Origin of the sequence: Pistricoccus aurantiacus, assembly GCF_007954585.1 — a bacterium.
GTDB lineage: Bacteria > Pseudomonadota > Gammaproteobacteria > Pseudomonadales > Halomonadaceae > Pistricoccus > Pistricoccus aurantiacus.
Genome location: NZ_CP042382.1, coordinates 538,074 through 555,902, shown reverse-complemented (window position 1 = coordinate 555,902; position 17,829 = coordinate 538,074). Strand labels below are relative to the sequence as shown.

14 protein-coding genes, 6 tRNA genes, 3 rRNA genes and 1 pseudogene are annotated in these 17,829 nt (G+C 58.9%); 22 read left to right on the top strand and 2 right to left on the bottom strand.

Annotated features, from left to right (window positions below):
• Window positions 1-16: 16 nt before the first annotated feature.
• The 9 genes from FGL86_RS02635 (at window position 17) to tnpC (ending at window position 8,687) form a co-directional block, all read left to right on the top strand.
• Complete coding sequence (locus FGL86_RS02635; RefSeq protein ID WP_147186054.1) at window positions 17-688, top strand: metal-dependent hydrolase; 672 nt, start codon at window positions 17-19, stop codon at window positions 686-688.
• Between the two features lie 267 nt (window positions 689-955).
• Window positions 956-2,493 (top strand): 16S ribosomal RNA (locus tag FGL86_RS02630).
• Between the two features lie 92 nt (window positions 2,494-2,585).
• Window positions 2,586-2,662, top strand: a tRNA-Ile gene (locus FGL86_RS02625).
• A gap of 101 nt (window positions 2,663-2,763) precedes the next feature.
• Window positions 2,764-2,839 (top strand) — tRNA-Ala (locus tag FGL86_RS02620).
• 224 nt (window positions 2,840-3,063) lie between these two features.
• Window positions 3,064-5,960: ribosomal RNA gene (locus FGL86_RS02615) — 23S ribosomal RNA — on the top strand.
• A gap of 96 nt (window positions 5,961-6,056) precedes the next feature.
• A 5S ribosomal RNA gene (gene rrf, locus FGL86_RS02610) occupies window positions 6,057-6,172 on the top strand.
• The 16S, 23S and 5S rRNA genes sit together here with 2 tRNA genes alongside, the layout of an rRNA operon.
• 168 nt (window positions 6,173-6,340) lie before the next feature.
• Window positions 6,341-6,691, top strand: coding sequence for an IS66-like element accessory protein TnpA (gene tnpA, locus FGL86_RS02605; protein ID WP_147183140.1), 351 nt, complete (start codon window positions 6,341-6,343; stop codon window positions 6,689-6,691).
• Window positions 6,688-7,023: an IS66 family insertion sequence element accessory protein TnpB gene (gene tnpB / locus FGL86_RS02600; RefSeq protein ID WP_222433786.1), complete on the top strand. Its 336-nt coding sequence runs from the start codon at window positions 6,688-6,690 to the stop codon at window positions 7,021-7,023. Before tnpA ends, tnpB begins: the two co-directional genes overlap by 4 nt.
• A 92-nt stretch (window positions 7,024-7,115) precedes the next feature.
• On the top strand, window positions 7,116-8,687 hold the full coding sequence (gene tnpC, locus FGL86_RS02595) for an IS66 family transposase (protein ID WP_147183139.1): 1,572 nt from the start codon (window positions 7,116-7,118) through the stop codon (window positions 8,685-8,687).
• 87 nt (window positions 8,688-8,774) lie between these two features.
• On the opposite strand, the gene istB is transcribed toward tnpC, so the two are convergent.
• Both istB and istA read right to left on the bottom strand, forming a co-directional pair.
• Window positions 8,775-9,644, bottom strand: a complete 870-nt coding sequence (gene istB, locus FGL86_RS02590; protein WP_147183138.1) for an IS21-like element helper ATPase IstB — start codon at window positions 9,642-9,644, stop codon at window positions 8,775-8,777.
• Window positions 9,641-11,128 (bottom strand): IS21 family transposase, encoded by a 1,488-nt coding sequence (istA, locus tag FGL86_RS02585; RefSeq protein ID WP_147183137.1) that lies wholly within the window; start codon window positions 11,126-11,128, stop codon window positions 9,641-9,643. Before istA ends, istB begins: the two co-directional genes overlap by 4 nt.
• A gap of 187 nt (window positions 11,129-11,315) precedes the next feature.
• On the opposite strand from istA, the pseudogene FGL86_RS02580 reads away from it, so the two are divergent.
• The 13 genes and pseudogenes from FGL86_RS02580 to rplL all read left to right on the top strand — a co-directional run.
• A pseudogene (locus FGL86_RS02580) lies at window positions 11,316-11,698 on the top strand (ATP-binding protein); the annotation flags it as partial.
• A 239-nt stretch (window positions 11,699-11,937) separates the two neighbouring features.
• Complete coding sequence (locus tag FGL86_RS02575; RefSeq protein ID WP_147183136.1) at window positions 11,938-12,918, top strand: biotin--[acetyl-CoA-carboxylase] ligase; 981 nt, start codon at window positions 11,938-11,940, stop codon at window positions 12,916-12,918.
• Entirely contained in the window at window positions 12,915-13,754 is an 840-nt protein-coding gene (locus FGL86_RS02570; protein WP_147183135.1) for a type III pantothenate kinase, read from the top strand. Before FGL86_RS02575 ends, FGL86_RS02570 begins: the two co-directional genes overlap by 4 nt.
• A gap of 114 nt (window positions 13,755-13,868) precedes the next feature.
• A tRNA-Tyr gene (locus FGL86_RS02565) sits at window positions 13,869-13,952 on the top strand.
• 34 nt (window positions 13,953-13,986) lie between these two features.
• Window positions 13,987-14,060 (top strand) — tRNA-Gly (locus FGL86_RS02560).
• Window positions 14,061-14,118: 58 nt separating this feature from the next.
• Window positions 14,119-14,193 (top strand) — tRNA-Thr (locus tag FGL86_RS02555).
• A 140-nt stretch (window positions 14,194-14,333) separates the two neighbouring features.
• Window positions 14,334-14,409 (top strand) — tRNA-Trp (locus FGL86_RS02550).
• A 70-nt stretch (window positions 14,410-14,479) separates the two neighbouring features.
• Window positions 14,480-14,848, top strand: coding sequence for a preprotein translocase subunit SecE (secE, locus tag FGL86_RS02545; RefSeq protein ID WP_147183134.1), 369 nt, complete (start codon window positions 14,480-14,482; stop codon window positions 14,846-14,848).
• An 8-nt stretch (window positions 14,849-14,856) separates the two neighbouring features.
• The gene (nusG, locus tag FGL86_RS02540; protein ID WP_147183133.1) at window positions 14,857-15,390 is read left to right on the top strand and encodes a transcription termination/antitermination protein NusG; all 534 of its coding nucleotides are present in this window, start codon (window positions 14,857-14,859) and stop codon (window positions 15,388-15,390) included.
• A gap of 80 nt (window positions 15,391-15,470) precedes the next feature.
• Complete coding sequence (gene rplK / locus FGL86_RS02535) at window positions 15,471-15,902, top strand: 50S ribosomal protein L11 (protein WP_147183132.1); 432 nt, start codon at window positions 15,471-15,473, stop codon at window positions 15,900-15,902.
• 2 nt (window positions 15,903-15,904) lie between these two features.
• Window positions 15,905-16,597: a 50S ribosomal protein L1 gene (gene rplA / locus FGL86_RS02530; RefSeq protein ID WP_147183131.1), complete on the top strand. Its 693-nt coding sequence runs from the start codon at window positions 15,905-15,907 to the stop codon at window positions 16,595-16,597.
• A 242-nt stretch (window positions 16,598-16,839) separates the two neighbouring features.
• Window positions 16,840-17,343, top strand: a complete 504-nt coding sequence (rplJ, locus tag FGL86_RS02525; protein ID WP_147183130.1) for a 50S ribosomal protein L10 — start codon at window positions 16,840-16,842, stop codon at window positions 17,341-17,343.
• Window positions 17,344-17,436: 93 nt separating this feature from the next.
• Window positions 17,437-17,805, top strand: a complete 369-nt coding sequence (gene rplL / locus FGL86_RS02520) for a 50S ribosomal protein L7/L12 (protein WP_147183129.1) — start codon at window positions 17,437-17,439, stop codon at window positions 17,803-17,805.
• The last annotated feature ends 24 nt before the right edge of the window (window positions 17,806-17,829 follow it).

Genomic DNA, 17,829 nt, shown 5'->3' with positions numbered 1-17,829 from the left:
TATATGGCAATTCCGCATGGCTAATTTTCGCGTTCATATCGGTGTGGCGGCGGCTGGCGGCGCTCTCGTTTCGCTGGCCGGCTGCCAGATAGGACTCTGGTCCCCTCTCGATGCCTTGCCAATCATCGTTCTGGTGACATTCGGCGGGATCCTGCCGGATGTCGATTCGGATCACTCTCGTTCGATTCGCCTGATTTTTTCACTACTTGCCGTGCTGGCGGTAGCAGCAGGCGCTTTGTTGTTGCAAGATTACTTGTCGGTAGGCGCGCTTCTACTAGCCTGTGGTGGGCTCTATCTTCTGGTGCGTTACGGGGCGGGGCCGATCTTCGCGCGTTTTACCGTGCACCGCGGTATCTGGCACTCCTTGCTGGCGGGTACGCTGTGTGCCTTGATCGCCAGTGCCATCAGCTATCAACTGTTGGCGCAAGAGGCGGAGCTTGCCTGGTTTCACGGTCTAGCCTTGCTGTTTGGCGCGCTGATCCACTTAGTGCTCGACGAAATGTATAGTGTCGATCTGGAGGGGGCTCGTCTAAAGCGCTCTTTTGGTACGGCCCTGAAGTTTTTCGACTATCATAAGCCTCTGAACTCGTTGCTAATGCTGCTTATGGCAGGGGCGCTTTTTCCTTGGCTGCCGCCTTGGTCAACGCTTGTAAGTGTACTGCAACGAAGTGCCACTATGCTGCACTGAACCTGCTCGTTTGATATCGATAAGCTAATCGTTCAAGTAGGCCTTGCATTTTATCGTTTGGGGTCGTAAAGTACGCATCCGCTGCTGAGGCCACTCTGGCTGCAGCAGCTGCTCTTTAACAATCGATCAGGTAATTCATGTGGGCGCTTGTTGGCGTGAGGGGTGTTATCTCTTATGCAAGACAAGCGACTCGTCAAAGAGACGTTTGACTTGAACCGAGATTGGTCCGCTTCTTCCCGTTGGGGAAGGCAAGGACTATCAAGCTTTTAACTGAAGAGTTTGATCATGGCTCAGATTGAACGCTGGCGGCAGGCCTAACACATGCAAGTCGAGCGGCAGCACGGAAAGCTTGCTTTCTGGTGGCGAGCGGCGGACGGGTGAGTAATGCATAGGAATCTACCCAGTAGCGGGGGATAACCTGGGGAAACCCAGGCTAATACCGCATACGCCCTACGGGGGAAAGCGGGGGACCATTTGGCCTCGCACTATTGGATGAGCCTATGTCGGATTAGCTGGTTGGTGAGGTAACGGCTCACCAAGGCGACGATCCGTAGCTGGTCTGAGAGGATGATCAGCCACATCGGGACTGAGACACGGCCCGAACTCCTACGGGAGGCAGCAGTGGGGAATATTGGACAATGGGGGGAACCCTGATCCAGCCATGCCGCGTGTGTGAAGAAGGCCCTCGGGTTGTAAAGCACTTTCAGCGGGGAAGAAGGCGTGGTGGTTAATAGCCGCCACGAGCGACATCACCCGCAGAAGAAGCACCGGCTAACTCCGTGCCAGCAGCCGCGGTAATACGGAGGGTGCAAGCGTTAATCGGAATTACTGGGCGTAAAGCGCGCGTAGGTGGCGTGTCACGCCGGGTGTGAAAGCCCCGGGCTCAACCTGGGAATGGCATCCGGAACGGGCAGGCTAGAGTGCAGGAGAGGAAGGTGGAATTCCCGGTGTAGCGGTGAAATGCGTAGAGATCGGGAGGAATACCAGTGGCGAAGGCGGCCTTCTGGACTGACACTGACACTGAGGTGCGAAAGCGTGGGTAGCAAACAGGATTAGATACCCTGGTAGTCCACGCCGTAAACGATGTCGACTAGCCGTTGGGTCCCTTGAGGACTTGGTGGCGCAGTTAACGCGATAAGTCGACCGCCTGGGGAGTACGGCCGCAAGGTTAAAACTCAAATGAATTGACGGGGGCCCGCACAAGCGGTGGAGCATGTGGTTTAATTCGATGCAACGCGAAGAACCTTACCTACCCTTGACATCCTGCGAACCCGAGAGAGATCTCGGGGTGCCTTCGGGAGCGCAGAGACAGGTGCTGCATGGCTGTCGTCAGCTCGTGTTGTGAAATGTTGGGTTAAGTCCCGTAACGAGCGCAACCCCTATCCCTATTTGCCAGCGATTCGGTCGGGAACTCTAGGGAGACTGCCGGTGACAAACCGGAGGAAGGTGGGGACGACGTCAAGTCATCATGGCCCTTACGGGTAGGGCTACACACGTGCTACAATGGCCGGTACAAAGGGTTGCGAAGCGGCGACGTGAAGCCAATCCCAGAAAGCCGGCCTCAGTCCGGATCGGAGTCTGCAACTCGACTCCGTGAAGTCGGAATCGCTAGTAATCGTGAATCAGAATGTCACGGTGAATACGTTCCCGGGCCTTGTACACACCGCCCGTCACACCATGGGAGTGGACTGCACCAGAAGTGGTTAGCCTAACTTAGGAGGGCGATCACCACGGTGTGGTTCATGACTGGGGTGAAGTCGTAACAAGGTAGCCGTAGGGGAACCTGCGGCTGGATCACCTCCTTAACCGATGACCGCCTTGCCCGGCAAGTGCCCACACTGAATTACCTGATCAGATAGAGCAAAGACTGTTGGGGTATAGGCCCAGCGGGACCTGCGGGTCTGTAGCTCAGTTGGTTAGAGCGCACCCCTGATAAGGGTGAGGTCGGCAGTTCGAGTCTGCCCAGACCCACCACTCTTCTCGCTCAGTGGGTGAGAGCGCCCCCACTGGGGTGAAATAAAGAGGAGGGTGAGGGCGCCGGGGTCTTTCGCGTCTGCCCAGACCCACCATTCGATGGGGCCATAGCTCAGCTGGGAGAGCGCCTGCCTTGCACGCAGGAGGTCAGCGGTTCGATCCCGCTTGGCTCCACCATTCTCCCCCATCGGTTATCGCGATCCATCGTGAGTAGTGATAAGGCTTCGTCAAGCAGCGTCGACGACGAGGAATTATCACTGTTTTCGAACAGTCTGCTCTTTAACAATGCACATCATGCTGACAAGTTCTTTCTTTGGAAAGAATGCAAGATACGCTCAAGCGTATCCGGCGACGTTGTGTCATCGCGACCCACCGATGGGTGAGACCCCTTCGGGTTATATGGTCAAGCGATGAAGCGCATACGGTGGATGCCTAGGCAGCCAGAGGCGATGAAAGACGTGGAAGCCTGCGAAAAGGCTCGGTGAGGTGGCAACCAACCTGTGACCCGGGCATGTCTGAATGGGGCAACCCACTTCGTGTAAGCGAAGTATCCTTTTCTGAATCCATAGGGAAAGGAGGCGAACCGGGGGAACTGAAACATCTCAGTACCCCGAGGAACAGAAATCAACCGAGATTCCCCCAGTAGCGGCGAGCGACCGGGGACTAGCCCTTAAGCGTGTGACGGATTAGACGAAGGCGTTGGGAAGCGCCGCCGTAGCGGGTGATAGCCCCGTAGTCGAAAATCCGATCACGTGAAAACGAGTAGGTCGGGGCACGTGAAACCTTGACTGAAGACGGGGGGACCATCCTCCAAGGCTAAATACTCCTGGCTGACCGATAGTGAACCAGTACCGTGAGGGAAAGGCGAAAAGAACCCCAGTGAGGGGAGTGAAATAGATCCTGAAACCGTATGCGTACAAGCAGTGGGAGCACGTTTTTCGTGTGACTGCGTACCTTTTGTATAATGGGTCAGCGACTTATTCTCAGTAGCGAGCTTAACCGGGTAGGGGAGGCGTAGGGAAACCGAGTCTTAACAGGGCGACGAGTTGCTGGGAATAGACCCGAAACCGGGCGATCTATCCATGAGCAGGGTGAAGGTTGAGTAACATCAACTGGAGGCCCGAACCCAAGTATGTTGAAAAATGCTGGGATGACTTGTGGATCGGAGTGAAAGGCTAATCAAGCCCGGAGATAGCTGGTTCTCCTCGAAAGCTATTTAGGTAGCGCCTCACGTAGCACCACCGGGGGTAGAGCACTGTTTCGGCTAGGGGGTCATCCCGACTTACCAACCCGAGGCAAACTCCGAATACCGGTGAGTGACGCGTGGGAGACACACAGCGGGTGCTAACGTCCGTTGTGAAAAGGGCAACAACCCAGACCGTCAGCTAAGGTCCCCAAATGCTGGTTAAGTGGGAAACGAGGTGGGAAGGCGAAGACAGCTAGGAGGTTGGCTTAGAAGCAGCCATCCTTGAAAGAAAGCGTAATAGCTCACTAGTCGAGTCGGCCTGCGCGGAAGATGTAACGGGGCTAAACCAGCTACCGAAGCTACGGGTGAGTCCTTGTTTTCGAATAGGGATTCGCGGTAGAGGAGCGTCGTGTACGCCGGTGAAGGTCAGTCGAGAGGCTGGCTGGAGGTATCACGAGTGCGAATGCTGACATGAGTAACGATAAGGGATGTGAAAACCATCCCCGCCGGAAGACCAAGGGTTTCTGTTCGACGCTAATCGGAGCAGAGTGAGTCGGCCCCTAAGGCGAGGCGGAAACGCGTAGCCGATGGGAAACGGGTCAATATTCCCGTACCTCAGGACATTGCGATGGGGGGACGAAGAAGGCTAGGTGAGCCAGGCGTTGGTGGTCCTGGTGAAAGTGCGTAGGCCGAGACGACAGGCAAATCCGTCGTCTCAAGGCCGAGACACGAAACGAACGGACCTCGGTCCGGAAGTCATTGATGCCACGCTTCCAGGAAAAGCCTCTAAGCTTCAGATGTCATGAGACCGTACCCCAAACCGACACAGGTGGTCAGGGTGAGAATCCTCAGGCGCTTGAGAGAACTCGGGTGAAGGAACTAGGCAAAATGGTGCCGTAACTTCGGGAGAAGGCACGCCGCTGTCAGGTGACGCCCCTTGCGGGTTTAGCCCAGAGCGGTCGAAGATACCAGGTGGCTGCAACTGTTTATTAAAAACACAGCACTCTGCCAACGCGCAAGCGGACGTATAGGGTGTGACGCCTGCCCGGTGCCGGAAGGTTAAGTGATGACGTTAGCTCACGCGAAGCGTTTGATCGAAGCCCCGGTAAACGGCGGCCGTAACTATAACGGTCCTAAGGTAGCGAAATTCCTTGTCGGGTAAGTTCCGACCTGCACGAATGGCGTAATGATGGCCACGCTGTCTCCACCCGAGACTCAGTGAAATTGAAATCGCCGTGAAGATGCGGTGTACCCGCGGCTAGACGGAAAGACCCCGTGAACCTTTACTATAGCTTCACACGGGACGCCGATGTTGCTTGTGTAGGATAGCTGGGAGGCTTGGAACCGGTGACGCCAGTTGCCGGGGAGCCGCCCTTGAAATACCAGCCTGGCATCATTGGCGTTCTAACTCAGGCCCGTCATCCGGGTCGAGGACAGTGTGTGGTGGGTAGTTTGACTGGGGCGGTCTCCTCCTAAAGGGTAACGGAGGAGCACGAAGGTACCCTCAGCACGGTTGGAAATCGTGCACTGAGTGCAAGAGCATAAGGGTGCTTGACTGCGAGACGGACAGGTCGAGCAGGGTCGAAAGACGGTTCTAGTGATCCGGTGGTTCTGTATGGAAGGGCCATCGCTCAACGGATAAAAGGTACTCCGGGGATAACAGGCTGATACCGCCCAAGAGTTCACATCGACGGCGGTGTTTGGCACCTCGATGTCGGCTCATCACATCCTGGGGCTGAAGTCGGTCCCAAGGGTATGGCTGTTCGCCATTTAAAGTGGTACGCGAGCTGGGTTTAGAACGTCGTGAGACAGTTCGGTCCCTATCTGCCGTGGGCGTTGGAGATTTGAGAAGCGCTGCTCCTAGTACGAGAGGACCGGAGTGGACGCACCGCTGGTGTTCGGGTTGTCATGCCAATGGCACTGCCCGGTAGCTATGTGCGGACGGGATAACCGCTGAAAGCATCTAAGCGGGAAGCCCCCTTCAAGATGAGATCTCCCCGAGACGCAAGTCTCCTGAAGGACCCTCGAAGACGACGAGGTCGATAGGCGCGCTGTGGACGCACCGCAAGGTGTTGAGCTAACGCGTACTAATGGTCCGTGAGGCTTGACCATATAACCCCAAGGGGTCTGGGTGACCGACCCGCCGGATACGCGAGCGTAGCGTCAGCATGATGGCATTGTGTGATGACGCCGGTCATCGCCGTTTTGCCTGACGACCACAGCGAGCGGGTCCCACCTGAATCCATGCCGAACTCAGCCGTGAAACCGCCCAGCGCCGATGGTAGTGTGGGGTCTCCCCATGCGAGAGTAGGTCATCGTCAGGCCCCTCTCCCCACCCCCAGCCAGCAATGGCTGGGGGTGCTTGCGTTTAGTCGCTGGTTATCTGTTACGTATCCGTCCGGCAAACACACCTTCCGCTGAGCCCCGACTTCGATGACGGTAGGTGTCCACCTATTCCTTAGTGGACACCTACCATGAGTGAGTGAAGCGTATTGGAGGCGCCTCGCAAGCGCCGCCGCTTCACTGCCAAGTTCAAGGCCAGGATCGTCAATGCCTGCCAGCAGCCCGATGCCTCGGTGGCCGGCATTGCGATGGCGCATGCCCTGAACGCCAATCTGGTCCATAAATGGATCCGCGAGGCTCGGCGGTCGGCGCCGGTAAGTGATACCCCGGCGTTTGTTCCAGTGCCGATAGCCAGCACCGCAGCCCCGGTGGCGACTCAGCGTCAGGAGGCCGAGCGCATTCGCCTCTCGCTACCGAGTCCCCAGGGGACAGTGACGATCGAGTGGCCCGTGTCGGATGCGCAGGGCTGTCGGACGCTACTTCGGGAACTGCTGTCGTGATCCGCATCGATGAATTCTGGCTGGCTACCGAACCGCTGGATATGCGCGCCGGTCCCGACACGGCGCTGGCCCGGGTGGTCAAGGTGTTCGGCGCTGCCCGACCGCACTGTGCCTACCTGTTCGCCAACCGGCGCGGCAACCGCATGAAGGTGCTGGTTCACGATGGTCTGGGCATCTGGCTGTGCGCCCGGCGCCTGAACCAGGGCAAGTTTCACTGGGCCGGTAACTGGTACGGCGATCGGGTCGCGCTGTCCCCCGAGCAGGTGACGACGCTGGTACAGGGACTGCCCTGGCAGCGTATCGGTCCGGCGGGGGCCATTTCGGTGCTGTGACGCGCGACGCACCGGGTGGCACAGAATGCGGCACCCGGCCATTCGATGATGCGCTAATTCCGCTGTCCTCAGTGGGCTGGCATACTCGCCCAATGACCACGCCGCCCGATCTGTCCCAGCTCACCCCCGATCAGCTCCGCCACCTGGCGGCGACGCTGATGGTGCAGGTCAAACAGCAGGATATGGCGCTGCAGGAGCGAGGGCAGGCACTGGCGCAGAGCCAGAAGACGCTGCGTTACACCGAGCAGGTCAACCAGAAGCTCACCTACGAACTGGTGCTGCTCAAGCGCCACACGTTCGGCCGGCGCAGCGAGCAGCTCAACGCCTTGCAGATCAGCCTGCTGGACGAGGGGGTGGAGGCCGATATCGCCGCCATCGAGGCCGAGCTGAAAGAGCTGGCTCTCCCCGCTACAACACCGTCAGCCAAGCAAACGCCTAAACGCACCCCGTTGCCTCCCGAGTTGCCACGCACCGAGATCCGCCATGACCCCCAGAGCGAGCACTGCGCGTGCGGTTGCCAGCTGCGCCGGATCGGCGACGAGATCAGCGAAAAGCTGGACTACACGCCGGGCGTGTTCACCGTCGAGCGCCATATCCGCGGCAAGTGGGTCTGCGACGGGTGCGAGACGCTGACCCAGGCGCCGATGCCGGCGCAGGTGATCGACAAAGGCATCCCCACCGCCGGCCTGCTGGCCCAGGTGTTGATCGCCAAATACGCCGATCATCTGCCGCTGTATCGGCAGGCACAGATCTTCGCCCGTGCCGGCGTGGCGATCCCGCGTTCGACGCTGGCCGAGTGGGTCGGTATTTGTGGCGTCCGACTTCAGCCGCTGGTCGATGCGCTGCGTGACCTGCTGCTCGCCGAGCCGGTGCTGCATGCCGATGAAACGCCGGTGCCGATGCTGGTACCCGGCAAGAAGAAGACCCACCGAGCCTATCTCTGGGCCTATGCCACCACGCCCTACGCCGGACTGAAGGCGGTGATCTACGACTTCACCGACGGCCGTGGCGGTCAGCATGCTCGCGACTTCCTCGGCGACTGGCAGGGTAAGCTGATCTGCGACGACTACAGCGGCTATAAGCAGCACTTCGCCAACGGCGTCACCGAGATCGGCTGCATGGCCCACGCCCGACGCAAGTTCGTCGACCTGCACGTGACTGGCAAGAGCCAGATCGCCGAGCAGGCCGTCGACACCATCGGCGAGCTCTACCAGGTAGAACGCGAAGCCCAGTCACTGACGGCGGAAGCACGCCAGCGGCTACGCGACACCAGGGCGAGGCCCATCGCCGATGCGCTACACCGCTGGATGCTGGCTCACCGTGAAAAAGTCCCGAATGGCTTGGCCACCGCCAAGGCACTGGACTATAGCCTGAAACGCTGGGCGGCGCTGACACGCTACCTGGATGACGGGGGGTTGCCGATCGACAACAATCGAGTGGAGAACCTCATTCGCCCCTGGGCGCTGGGCCGCAGCAACTGGCTGTTCGCCGGGTCACTGCGCAGTGGCCAGCGCGCCGCCACCATCATGAGCCTGATTCAGTGCGCCAAGCTGAACGGCCATGAGCCGCATGCCTACCTGAAAGACGTGCTGGAACGGCTGCCGACGCAGAAGGCCAGCCAGGTCCATGAACTCCTGCCCCACAACTGGCAACACAGCAACTGATCGCTGGCAAGCGGTGATCAGCGGACGCTTACTGAGAAGCCAGCGACAATCAGGATGAGAACCGGAGTGTCGTGGCCCCCTTCGCTGTTACCCTGCCTCACCAGGTGAGCCAGGCAGGTCCGTCGAGCCATTGTCGCTGGGCGACACAGAGTGACTCGTCTTGAGTGTCGCGCGCGTTGCCGGCCGCCCTTGCGAGCGCTTGTTCTCCATCGCGGTACGGCGTCGATAGCTGTCGACGTTGAGCTCGAAGAGGGTGGCGTGGTGGACCAGGCGATCGACGGCGGCCAACGTCATGGCAGGATCCGGGAAGATCTTGCCCCACTCGCCGAACGGCTGGTTGGCGGTGATCAGCAGCGAGCGTTGCTCGTAGCGGGCGCTGATCAGCTCGAACAAGACGCTGGTCTCGGCCTGGTCCTTGGTGACGTAGGCGAGATCATCGAGGATGAGCAGGTGATACTTGTCGAGCTTGGCGATGGCAGCCTCGAGGGTGAGCTCCCGACGGGCCACCTGGAGCCGCTGCACCAGGTCGGTGGTGCGGGTGTAGAGCACTCGATAACCCGCCTCCACCAGGGCCAGGCCGATGGCCGCTGCCAGATGGCTCTTGCCCCCGCCGGGAGGGCCGAACAGGATCAGGTTGGCGCCCTCGTCGAGCCAGCGATCGCCGCTGGTCAAGGCCCTCACCTGGGCCTGGGAGACCATCGGCACCGCGGTGAAGTCGAAGTTGTCGAGGGTCTTGCCCGGCGGCAACCGGGCATCGATCAAGTGGCGCTCGAGCCGGCGCCGAGCTCGCTCGGCGAGTTCGTGTTCGGCGAGCGTGGCCAGCAGCCTCGCCGCCGGCCAGCCCTCCTGATCGGCCTGGTCGGCGAAGCGCGACCACACGGCCTTGATGGTGGGCAGGCGCAGGTCGGTGAGCATCAGAGTGAGCCGTGCGGCGTCGGTCGTCGAGGAAGTGCTCATGCCACACCTCCCATCGCCGGGCGGTCCATCAGCGCATCATAGATCCCCAGCGGCGCCAGTCGCACCTCGACGCGGGGCAGCTCGCTCGGAGAAGGACCGAAACGCTCTCGCAGGGCGTCGAGGTGCGGCAACTCGCCGGCCTCGAGCAACGCCTCCAGGTGCTGCGCGAGTGCCGCTTCACAGCTCCGCTCGTGAGCCAAGGCCAGCAGGCCGACCATGCAGCGGCAGGCCGGACGGGCCTCCCCGCCGGCGAGCAAGGCATCGAAGGTGCGCCGATAGGCCTCCCGCGGGAACAGCTGGTCGCGGTAGACCAGGTTCAACAACGCCATCGGCTTGCGCCGCAGGGCATGAATGACGTGGTGGTAGTTGACCACATGGCCATGCCGGCCACCACGCTGGGCGCGCCCGCGGGGCAGGGTCATCAGCGCGCTGCCACCGACGAACACGTCCAGGCGATCGTCATGCAGGCGCACCCGCAGCTGATGGCCAATCAGCCGGGACGGTACCGAGTAGAACACCTTGCGCAGCGTGAAGCCGCCGGAGGAGGTCACCCGTACCCGAATCTCCTCGTAGTCCTGGCTACGTTGCCGGGGCAGCGGCTGCAGCGTCGCCCGTTCGGCGTCGATACGGGGCTGATGGCGGGCGTTGCGCCGACTGATCAGTTCATCGATGAAGGCGCGGTAGGCGGTCAGGTCATCGAAGTGGCGTGAACCGCGCAGCAGCAAGGCATCGTGGATGGCGCGCTTGAGGTGGCCATGGGCACTCTCGATGCTGCCGTTCTCATGGGCCACGCCGGTGGTGTTGCGGGTCGGCACCATGCCGTAATCCCAGCACAGCGCCTCGTAGCGCTGGGTGAGGTCATCCTGTGCCGCCTGCCCGAGGTTGCGGAAGGCCGCCGACAGGCTATCGGTGCGGTGCTCGCGCGGGGCGCCGCCGAGGGCCCACAAGGCGTTCTGCAGGCCCTCCGCCAGGGCGACGAAGCTCTCGCCGCCCACCACCACATGGGCATGCTGGAAGCCGCCGTACGCCATCCGGAAGTGGTACAGCCGATGGTCCAAGGACACCCCGGCCACCGTGACCTGCAGGTCGGCCATGTCGGTGAAGTCGGACAGGCCCAGGCGTCCCGGTTCGTGGGTCTGGCGGAAGATGACCTCCTGCTCCGGCCCGTGCACTGCCCGCCAGGCGCGCACCCGGCGCTCCAGGGTCCGGCGGATGCCGTGTTCGAGCTCGGGATAGCGGCAGCGCAACTCCTCGAACACGGCGACCGACCGCAGCCCTGGCGCCGCTTCCAGCAGGGGAACCACCTCCTCGTCGAAGAGACCGGCCAGCGGATCCGGTCGACGCCGGGTGCGTGGTGTCGCCGTTTGCGACGGCAACCGCGGGTCGTCCTCGAGGCGGTGGGCAGCGGCGGCGGTGGGACTATCACTACGTCGAAAAGTCATGTAAAGCCTCACTTGGTGATCGGTGATGTGTCGTCCCGGCACGGGGTGATCCTCTTTGGCGAGAAGACCACTCTATGCCGGGTTGGCCGCGATCACCCGGCGGGCTCCCTGAGGGGATCCCGCCGTCCTTTGAGTCGTCGAGGTCGTTCGGGCTACGCCCTCCCGACGTCGACGACCGAAGGTCTCGGCTTTCTCATCTTGATTGTCGCGTGACTCTCATCTTGATTGTCGCTTTGCAAGCGCTGCTGACCTGATGCTGCAGTTCACGGCGGCTCACCGCCAGGAGCGGCTCAGGGAGTACTTCAACCGCGTGGTGTCGGGGCGCGCCTGTTGGTGATCGATGAAATCGGCTACCTGCCGTTCGGACACGACGAGGCGAACCTGTTCTTCAACGTCGTTGCCAAGCGCTACGAGCGCGGCAGCCTGATTCTGACCAGCAACCTGCCCTTCACGCAGTGGGCCGGGACCTTTGCTGACGATCAGACGTTAACGGCCGCGATGCTGGATAGGCTCTTGCACCACGCCTGCATCGTGCAGATCACCGGCGAGAGCTACCGACTCAAGGACAAGCGCAGAGCCGGCACCACCCCGCCGGCAACGGTAGCCGAATAACCGACGGGCCCAAGGGTCAATATTACGTCGGCGATTCAGAGCCAAAGGGGGTCACTTTTCAGTCGGCGTTGACATCTGGGCGACTGATCACGCGCGAAGGGTGATGCCCGACCGATTACTTTAGATTTTTCTCAAGCAGGGGTCGGCATCATGAGCTTGTTAATTTGTTCTAGCGACTCTTCACGTTTCGCCCTATGGCGCTATCCGCTAGAATAAAGTTTTTTGCGGGACGGTACCGCATGGCTTTTGGCAATCTAATCCGCTTACTGAGCGACGGCGGCTTTCATTCTGACGAACATTTGGGCAAGCGCTTGAATATGTCGCCAGCTGCAGTATGGAGGCAGCTACAAAAGCTGGAAGCACTGGGCGTCCCATTAGAAACGGTACAAGGATCAGGCTATCGCCTGAAAAAACCATTGGAGTTGCTGCACGGCCCCGACATTTTGTCGGGGTTGTCGTGTAATGCTCGCTGTCAGCTTGAGCGGCTTTTCGTCGAGGAAACCTTGCCTTCCACCAATCGCTACTTGCATGAACGGTTTGCCCAAGACGCCGGTCATGCAGAGGCTTGTCTGGCAGAGCAACAAACAGCTGGGCAGGGTAGACGTGGAAGGGCCTGGCTATGTCCGTGGGGACAAGGTCTTTTGCTGTCGCTGGGCTGGAAGTTTGAAGGGCCTGCCAACACCTTGGAAGGGCTGAGCTTGGCCATTGGGGTGGGGGTAGCCGAAGTGCTCGAACATCAAGGCGTACAAGTTGTACTAAAGTGGCCGAATGATATTCTGCTGTGTAATCAGATGAGTTGCGCTAAGCTCGGTGGTATTTTGCTGGAAATTCGTGGGAATTTAGCGGGGCCATGCAGTGTCGTGATTGGACTCGGTCTTAACGTCAGTTTGCCTTCTTCTGTCAGGCAGCAGCTCGATCAGCCAGTAGCAGCATTGCACGATCAGGCTCCCCTGGTTTCGCGCAATCGACTGGCCGCCGATCTATTGGAAAAACTTCTTGGCCTGCTGAAAAGTTTCGAAGTTAGAGGGTTTGAGCCGTGGCAAGAAGCCTGGAACACGCGCAACGTTTATGCAGGATGTGAAATTGTAGTCTTTCAGGGAAAAGAGCGTTATATCGCTAGAGCCGGAGGCGTCGACAAAGCAGGAAACCTCGAGGTATGGCGCGAGGGTAAGATTCACCGTCTTAGAGGTGGAGAGATCAGCGTGCGTGGTTACCCATGATTCTAGATCTTGATATTGGTAATACGCTGTCCAAGTGGCGTCTCAAGGATCCCAACAGCAGTGAGATTCGTTCACGAGGAGCCGTATGGACGCGAGAAGAATGGCGTCCCGGTGCTGACATTCCCGACCTCGACATAGTCAAAGTGGTACGTATTTCGAGTGTGGCACGTCAGGCAGTGCTGAATGACACCGTCCGCTTGCTCAAGCGCGAAGTGGGTGACGTGCATGTGGCAAGATCGACTCGAGAGATGCTGGGTGTGATAAACGGCTACGATGAGCCTGGACGGCTGGGGGTGGATCGGTGGCTAGGCGTGCTGGCGAGTTATCAACTGGCAGGGGGTTGCTGCAGCGTAGATTGCGGTAGTGCGATCACGATTGATTTCGTTTTGCCTGGGGGCCGCCATCTAGGGGGTTACATACTGCCCGGTCTGCGCTTAATGAAAGAAAGCCTTAAGCTTGGTACACGCAATGTGGCCATAGATCCCGATAGCGAGGCAGACGAGTTGCTGGCTCCCGGGTGCAATACTGTGGAGGCGGTTAACCACGGTATCTATATGGCTGCGATAAGCGCCATCAATCGAACGTTTAGTGAGGTCTGCGATCGAGAACGGGTGACATTGCCATTAATACTGACCGGAGGCGATGCTCGTGTCGTCTCGCGTGGCGTAAAGCTCCCTCATGCGCTTTGGCCAGATATGGTCTATGCAGGGCTTGAAGCTTGTTTTCCCCAGACGGCCGCGGAGCGAGCAGGAAAGCTTTCCGGCGCTCCTGTATTACCACCAACCCTGCCTCTGAAAAAAATCCGTGCTGGGCTTGCATTTTCACTGTCTATTTGACAGTATGCTGCGCGTTCGCAGCGTCACGTTGTTCTGGCTTTATAAAGATCGACGTATAAAAACAGATAAGTATTTGACTGGCTTGCGAAAGGCGGTATAATCCTGCCGCGTCTCGGAGGGGTTCCCGAGTGGCCAAAGGGAGCAGACTGTAAATCTGCCGCGAAAGCTTCGAAGGTTCGAATCCTTCCCCCTCCACCAGCTTTGTTTCAGTTTGCAGTCCGAGCATGGACAGGCGGGTATAGTTCAAAGGTAGAACCTCAGCCTTCCAAGCTGATGATGCGGGTTCGATTCCCGCTACCCGCTCCAAGATGCCAAGAAGCGGAATTAGGCAGTAGATTGCACGTTTGAATGCCTATGTTAGATTGCTCATGTAGCTCAGGGGTAGAGCACACCCTTGGTAAGGGTGAGGTCGACGGTTCAAATCCGTCCATGAGCTCCAGATCGAAAAAGCGAGCCCTGCGCTCGCTTTCTTGTCTCGATGATCATGCTGCGGGGTTGCAGATAGTGTATGTCTTCGCTATGATTGCGCCCGCTGTTTGCAAATAGCATGCAGATCCATGTTCATCAGCGTTGCAATACAGGCCAGTAGCTCAATTGGCAGAGCAGCGGTCTCCAAAACCGCAGGTTGGGGGTTCGATTCCCTCCTGGCCTGCCAGTCATCCCCCAGGCTGGCTATTCCATCCGCAACATGCTTAGACGGCTGCGCCTTGAGGAGTCTCGTTTTCATGAAACATAACGCCGAGGTGCAGGAATCGCGCCACGACGGGCTCAAGTGGGCGATCGTCTTTACTCTAGTAGTCGTGGCCGTTGTCGGCAATTCCTATTTTGCTGATCAAGCCCTGCTTTATCGTGTGCTAGGTGTAGTAGCCGTATCTTTGATGGCTGCAGCGCTTGCCCTGACAACGACCAAAGGGCGAAATCTCCTTGAACTAGCCCGCAGTGCGCGCAAGGAAATTCAGCGCGTCATCTGGCCGACTCGCCAGGAAACCATTCAGACCACCGCTATCGTGCTGGTGGCCGTGCTGGTGGTGGGCTTGATGCTTTGGTTAATCGATACTTTTCTTGGCTGGGCGATGTCCGGCCTCATCGGTTAGGAGATTTCATGTCCAAGCGTTGGTATGTCGTGCATGCCTACTCCGGCTTTGAGAAACAAGTCATGCGCTCACTCATCGAGCGAGTAAAGATGCATGGCATGGAAGATTCCTTTGGCGAAATCCTGGTGCCAACGGAAGAAGTCGTCGAGATGCGTGACGGCAAGCGTCGGAAAAGCGAGCGCAAGTTTTATCCCGGCTACGTATTGGTCGAGATGGAAATGGATGATGCAAGCTGGCACTTGGTCAACGAAACCCCTCGTGTCATGGGGTTCATTGGTGGCACTAAGGAAAAGCCGGCACCCATTACACAAAAGGAAGCTGATGCCATTCTACGTCGAGTGCAGGATGGTACAGACAAGCCTCGTCCCAAGACTGTCTTCGAGCCCGGCCAATCGGTACGTGTCACCGACGGTCCTTTCGCCGATTTCAACGGCGTGGTGGAAGAGGTCAATTACGATAAGAGTCGTCTACAGGTCAGCGTGCTGATTTTCGGACGTGCAACGCCTGTCGAACTTGAATTTGCTCAGGTCGAGAAAGAGTAACACGGCCTGGCGTTATCGGGGATCGAAGCGGATCCCCATCAGGGAAGCCGTAAGGCGCTATACCCATCTGGAGAAATATTATGGCCAAGAAAGTACAGGCTTATATCAAGCTGCAAGTTGCAGCGGGCAAGGCGAATCCTAGCCCGCCCGTGGGGCCTGCGTTGGGTCAGCATGGTGTCAATATCATGGAGTTCTGCAAGGCGTTCAACGCGGCAACTCAGGAGATCGAACCCGGTCTGCCGACCCCGGTCGTCATTACTGTCTACTCCGATCGCAGCTTTACTTTCATCACCAAAACCCCGCCCGCTGCGGTGCTGTTGAAGAAGGCCGCCGGCATCAAGTCCGGTTCCGGTGAGCCGAACAAGAAGAAGGTGGGTAGCGTGACCCGCGAGCAGTTGGAAGAAATCGCCAAGACCAAAGAGCCGGATCTGACGGCTTCCGATCTGGACGCGGCAGTTCGTACTATCGCTGGTAGCGCCCGGAGCATGGGCCTCAACGTGGAGGGTCTTTGATCATGGCTAAACTGACCAAGCGCGCTCAGCGAATCAAGGAAAAGGTGGACTCCACCAAGGTTTATTCTCTTGATGAGGCTGTGTCACTGCTCGGCGAGCTGTCTACTGTCAACTTCAAGGAATCCCTAGACGTTGCGATCAATCTAGGCGTCGATCCACGCAAGTCCGACCAGGTGGTACGTGGTGCTACCGTGATGCCCAACGGTACCGGCAAGGACGTGCGTGTCGCCGTATTTACGCAAGGCGCCAACGCGGACGCCGCCAGGGAAGCCGGTGCGGATATTGTCGGCATGGACGATCTGGCGGAACAGGTTAAAAAAGGCAATCTGGACTTTGACGTGGTCATCGCCTCACCAGATGCTATGCGTGTCGTCGGCCAGCTAGGTCAGATCCTGGGACCGCGCGGACTGATGCCCAACCCCAAGGTTGGCACCGTCACCCCCGACGTGGCGACCGCGGTCAAGAATGCCAAGGCCGGTCAGGTACGGTTTCGTACTGACAAGAACGGTATCATTCATACTACGCTTGGCAAGGTCGACTTCGATGCGAGCGCCATCAAGGGCAATCTGGACGCACTAGTTGCCGATCTCAAGCGCCTCAAGCCCAGCACATCCAAGGGTGTGTATTTCAAGAAGATGACCCTGTCCACCACCATGGGGCCAGGCTTGACCGTCGATCATTCTTCTCTGACGTGATCGACGCTACTTTGCGGTCCCTGACTTCGGCTCGAGACATCTGAAGCAGGGCGCCGTCAAAGACCGCAGGTGCCATCTTGCCCAGAGGCAAGATGGCTTAATTTCCCTTTGGGAGCCTGCGCAGATGGTGTGGCCGCCAGTGCGCTGGTGTGCACCATCACCCGAGCTCTTTCACCTGCGGGTGGAGGAAGATGGTAACCCCGAAACGGCATCCGCCGCTTCGGCATGAAGGAGTGAACACAGTGGCACTAGCTCTCGAAGGCAAGAAGGCAATCGTTGCCGAGGTCAGTGAAGCCGCCAAGGACGCTCTCTCCGTCGTGGTTGCCGATTCTCGTGGCGTAGCCGTTGGCGCGATGACAGATTTGCGCAAGCAGGCTCGCGAGAATGGCGTGCAGATCCGTGTTGTTCGCAACACCCTGGCACGCCGCGCCCTGGCAGGTACTCCTTGGGAGTGCCTGAACGATAGCTTCGTGGGTCCGACTCTCCTGGCGTTCTCTACCGAACATCCCGGCGCTGCCGCGCGGTTGTTCAAGGAGTTCTCCAAGAGTCAGGCGGATTTCGAAGTCAAGGCGCTGGCTTACGAAGGCGAGTTGATCCCGGCGAGCGACCTCGACCGCTTGGCAACACTGCCAACCTATGATGAGGCGATCGCCAAGCTGATGTCGGTCATGAAAGAAGCATCCGCCGGCAAGCTGGTTCGTACTCTCGCTGCCCTGCGCGATCAAAAGGAACAACAGGCAGCTTGAGGCTGTCTCCTTTTGCCAAATGTATGGCATTCGCCCATTGAAATATCGAGTACCCGGCTCCAGCCGGGGCACTGCAAAGTCTAGGAATTCGAAATGGCACTGACCAAAGAAGATATCATCAACGCCGTCGCCGACATGTCCGTGATGGAAGTCGCCGAACTGATCGAGGCGATGGAAGAGAAGTTTGGCGTATCCGCTGCTGCCGCCGTCATGGCAGGCCCGGGCGCGGAAGCCGCTGTCGAAGAAGAGCAGACAGAGTTTGATCTGGTGCTGACCGGCGTTGGCGAAAAGAAAGTCAACGTGATCAAGGCGGTTCGCGAAATCACCGGTCTTGGCCTCAAGGAAGCCAAGGGTGCCGTCGACGGCGCACCGGCGACCATCAAGGAAGCCATGTCCAAGGATGACGCCGAAGCGGCCAAGAAGAAACTGGAAGACGCCGGCGCGAGCGTGGAGCTCAAGTAATTCTTGTGCTTAGAGCTTCGCGCG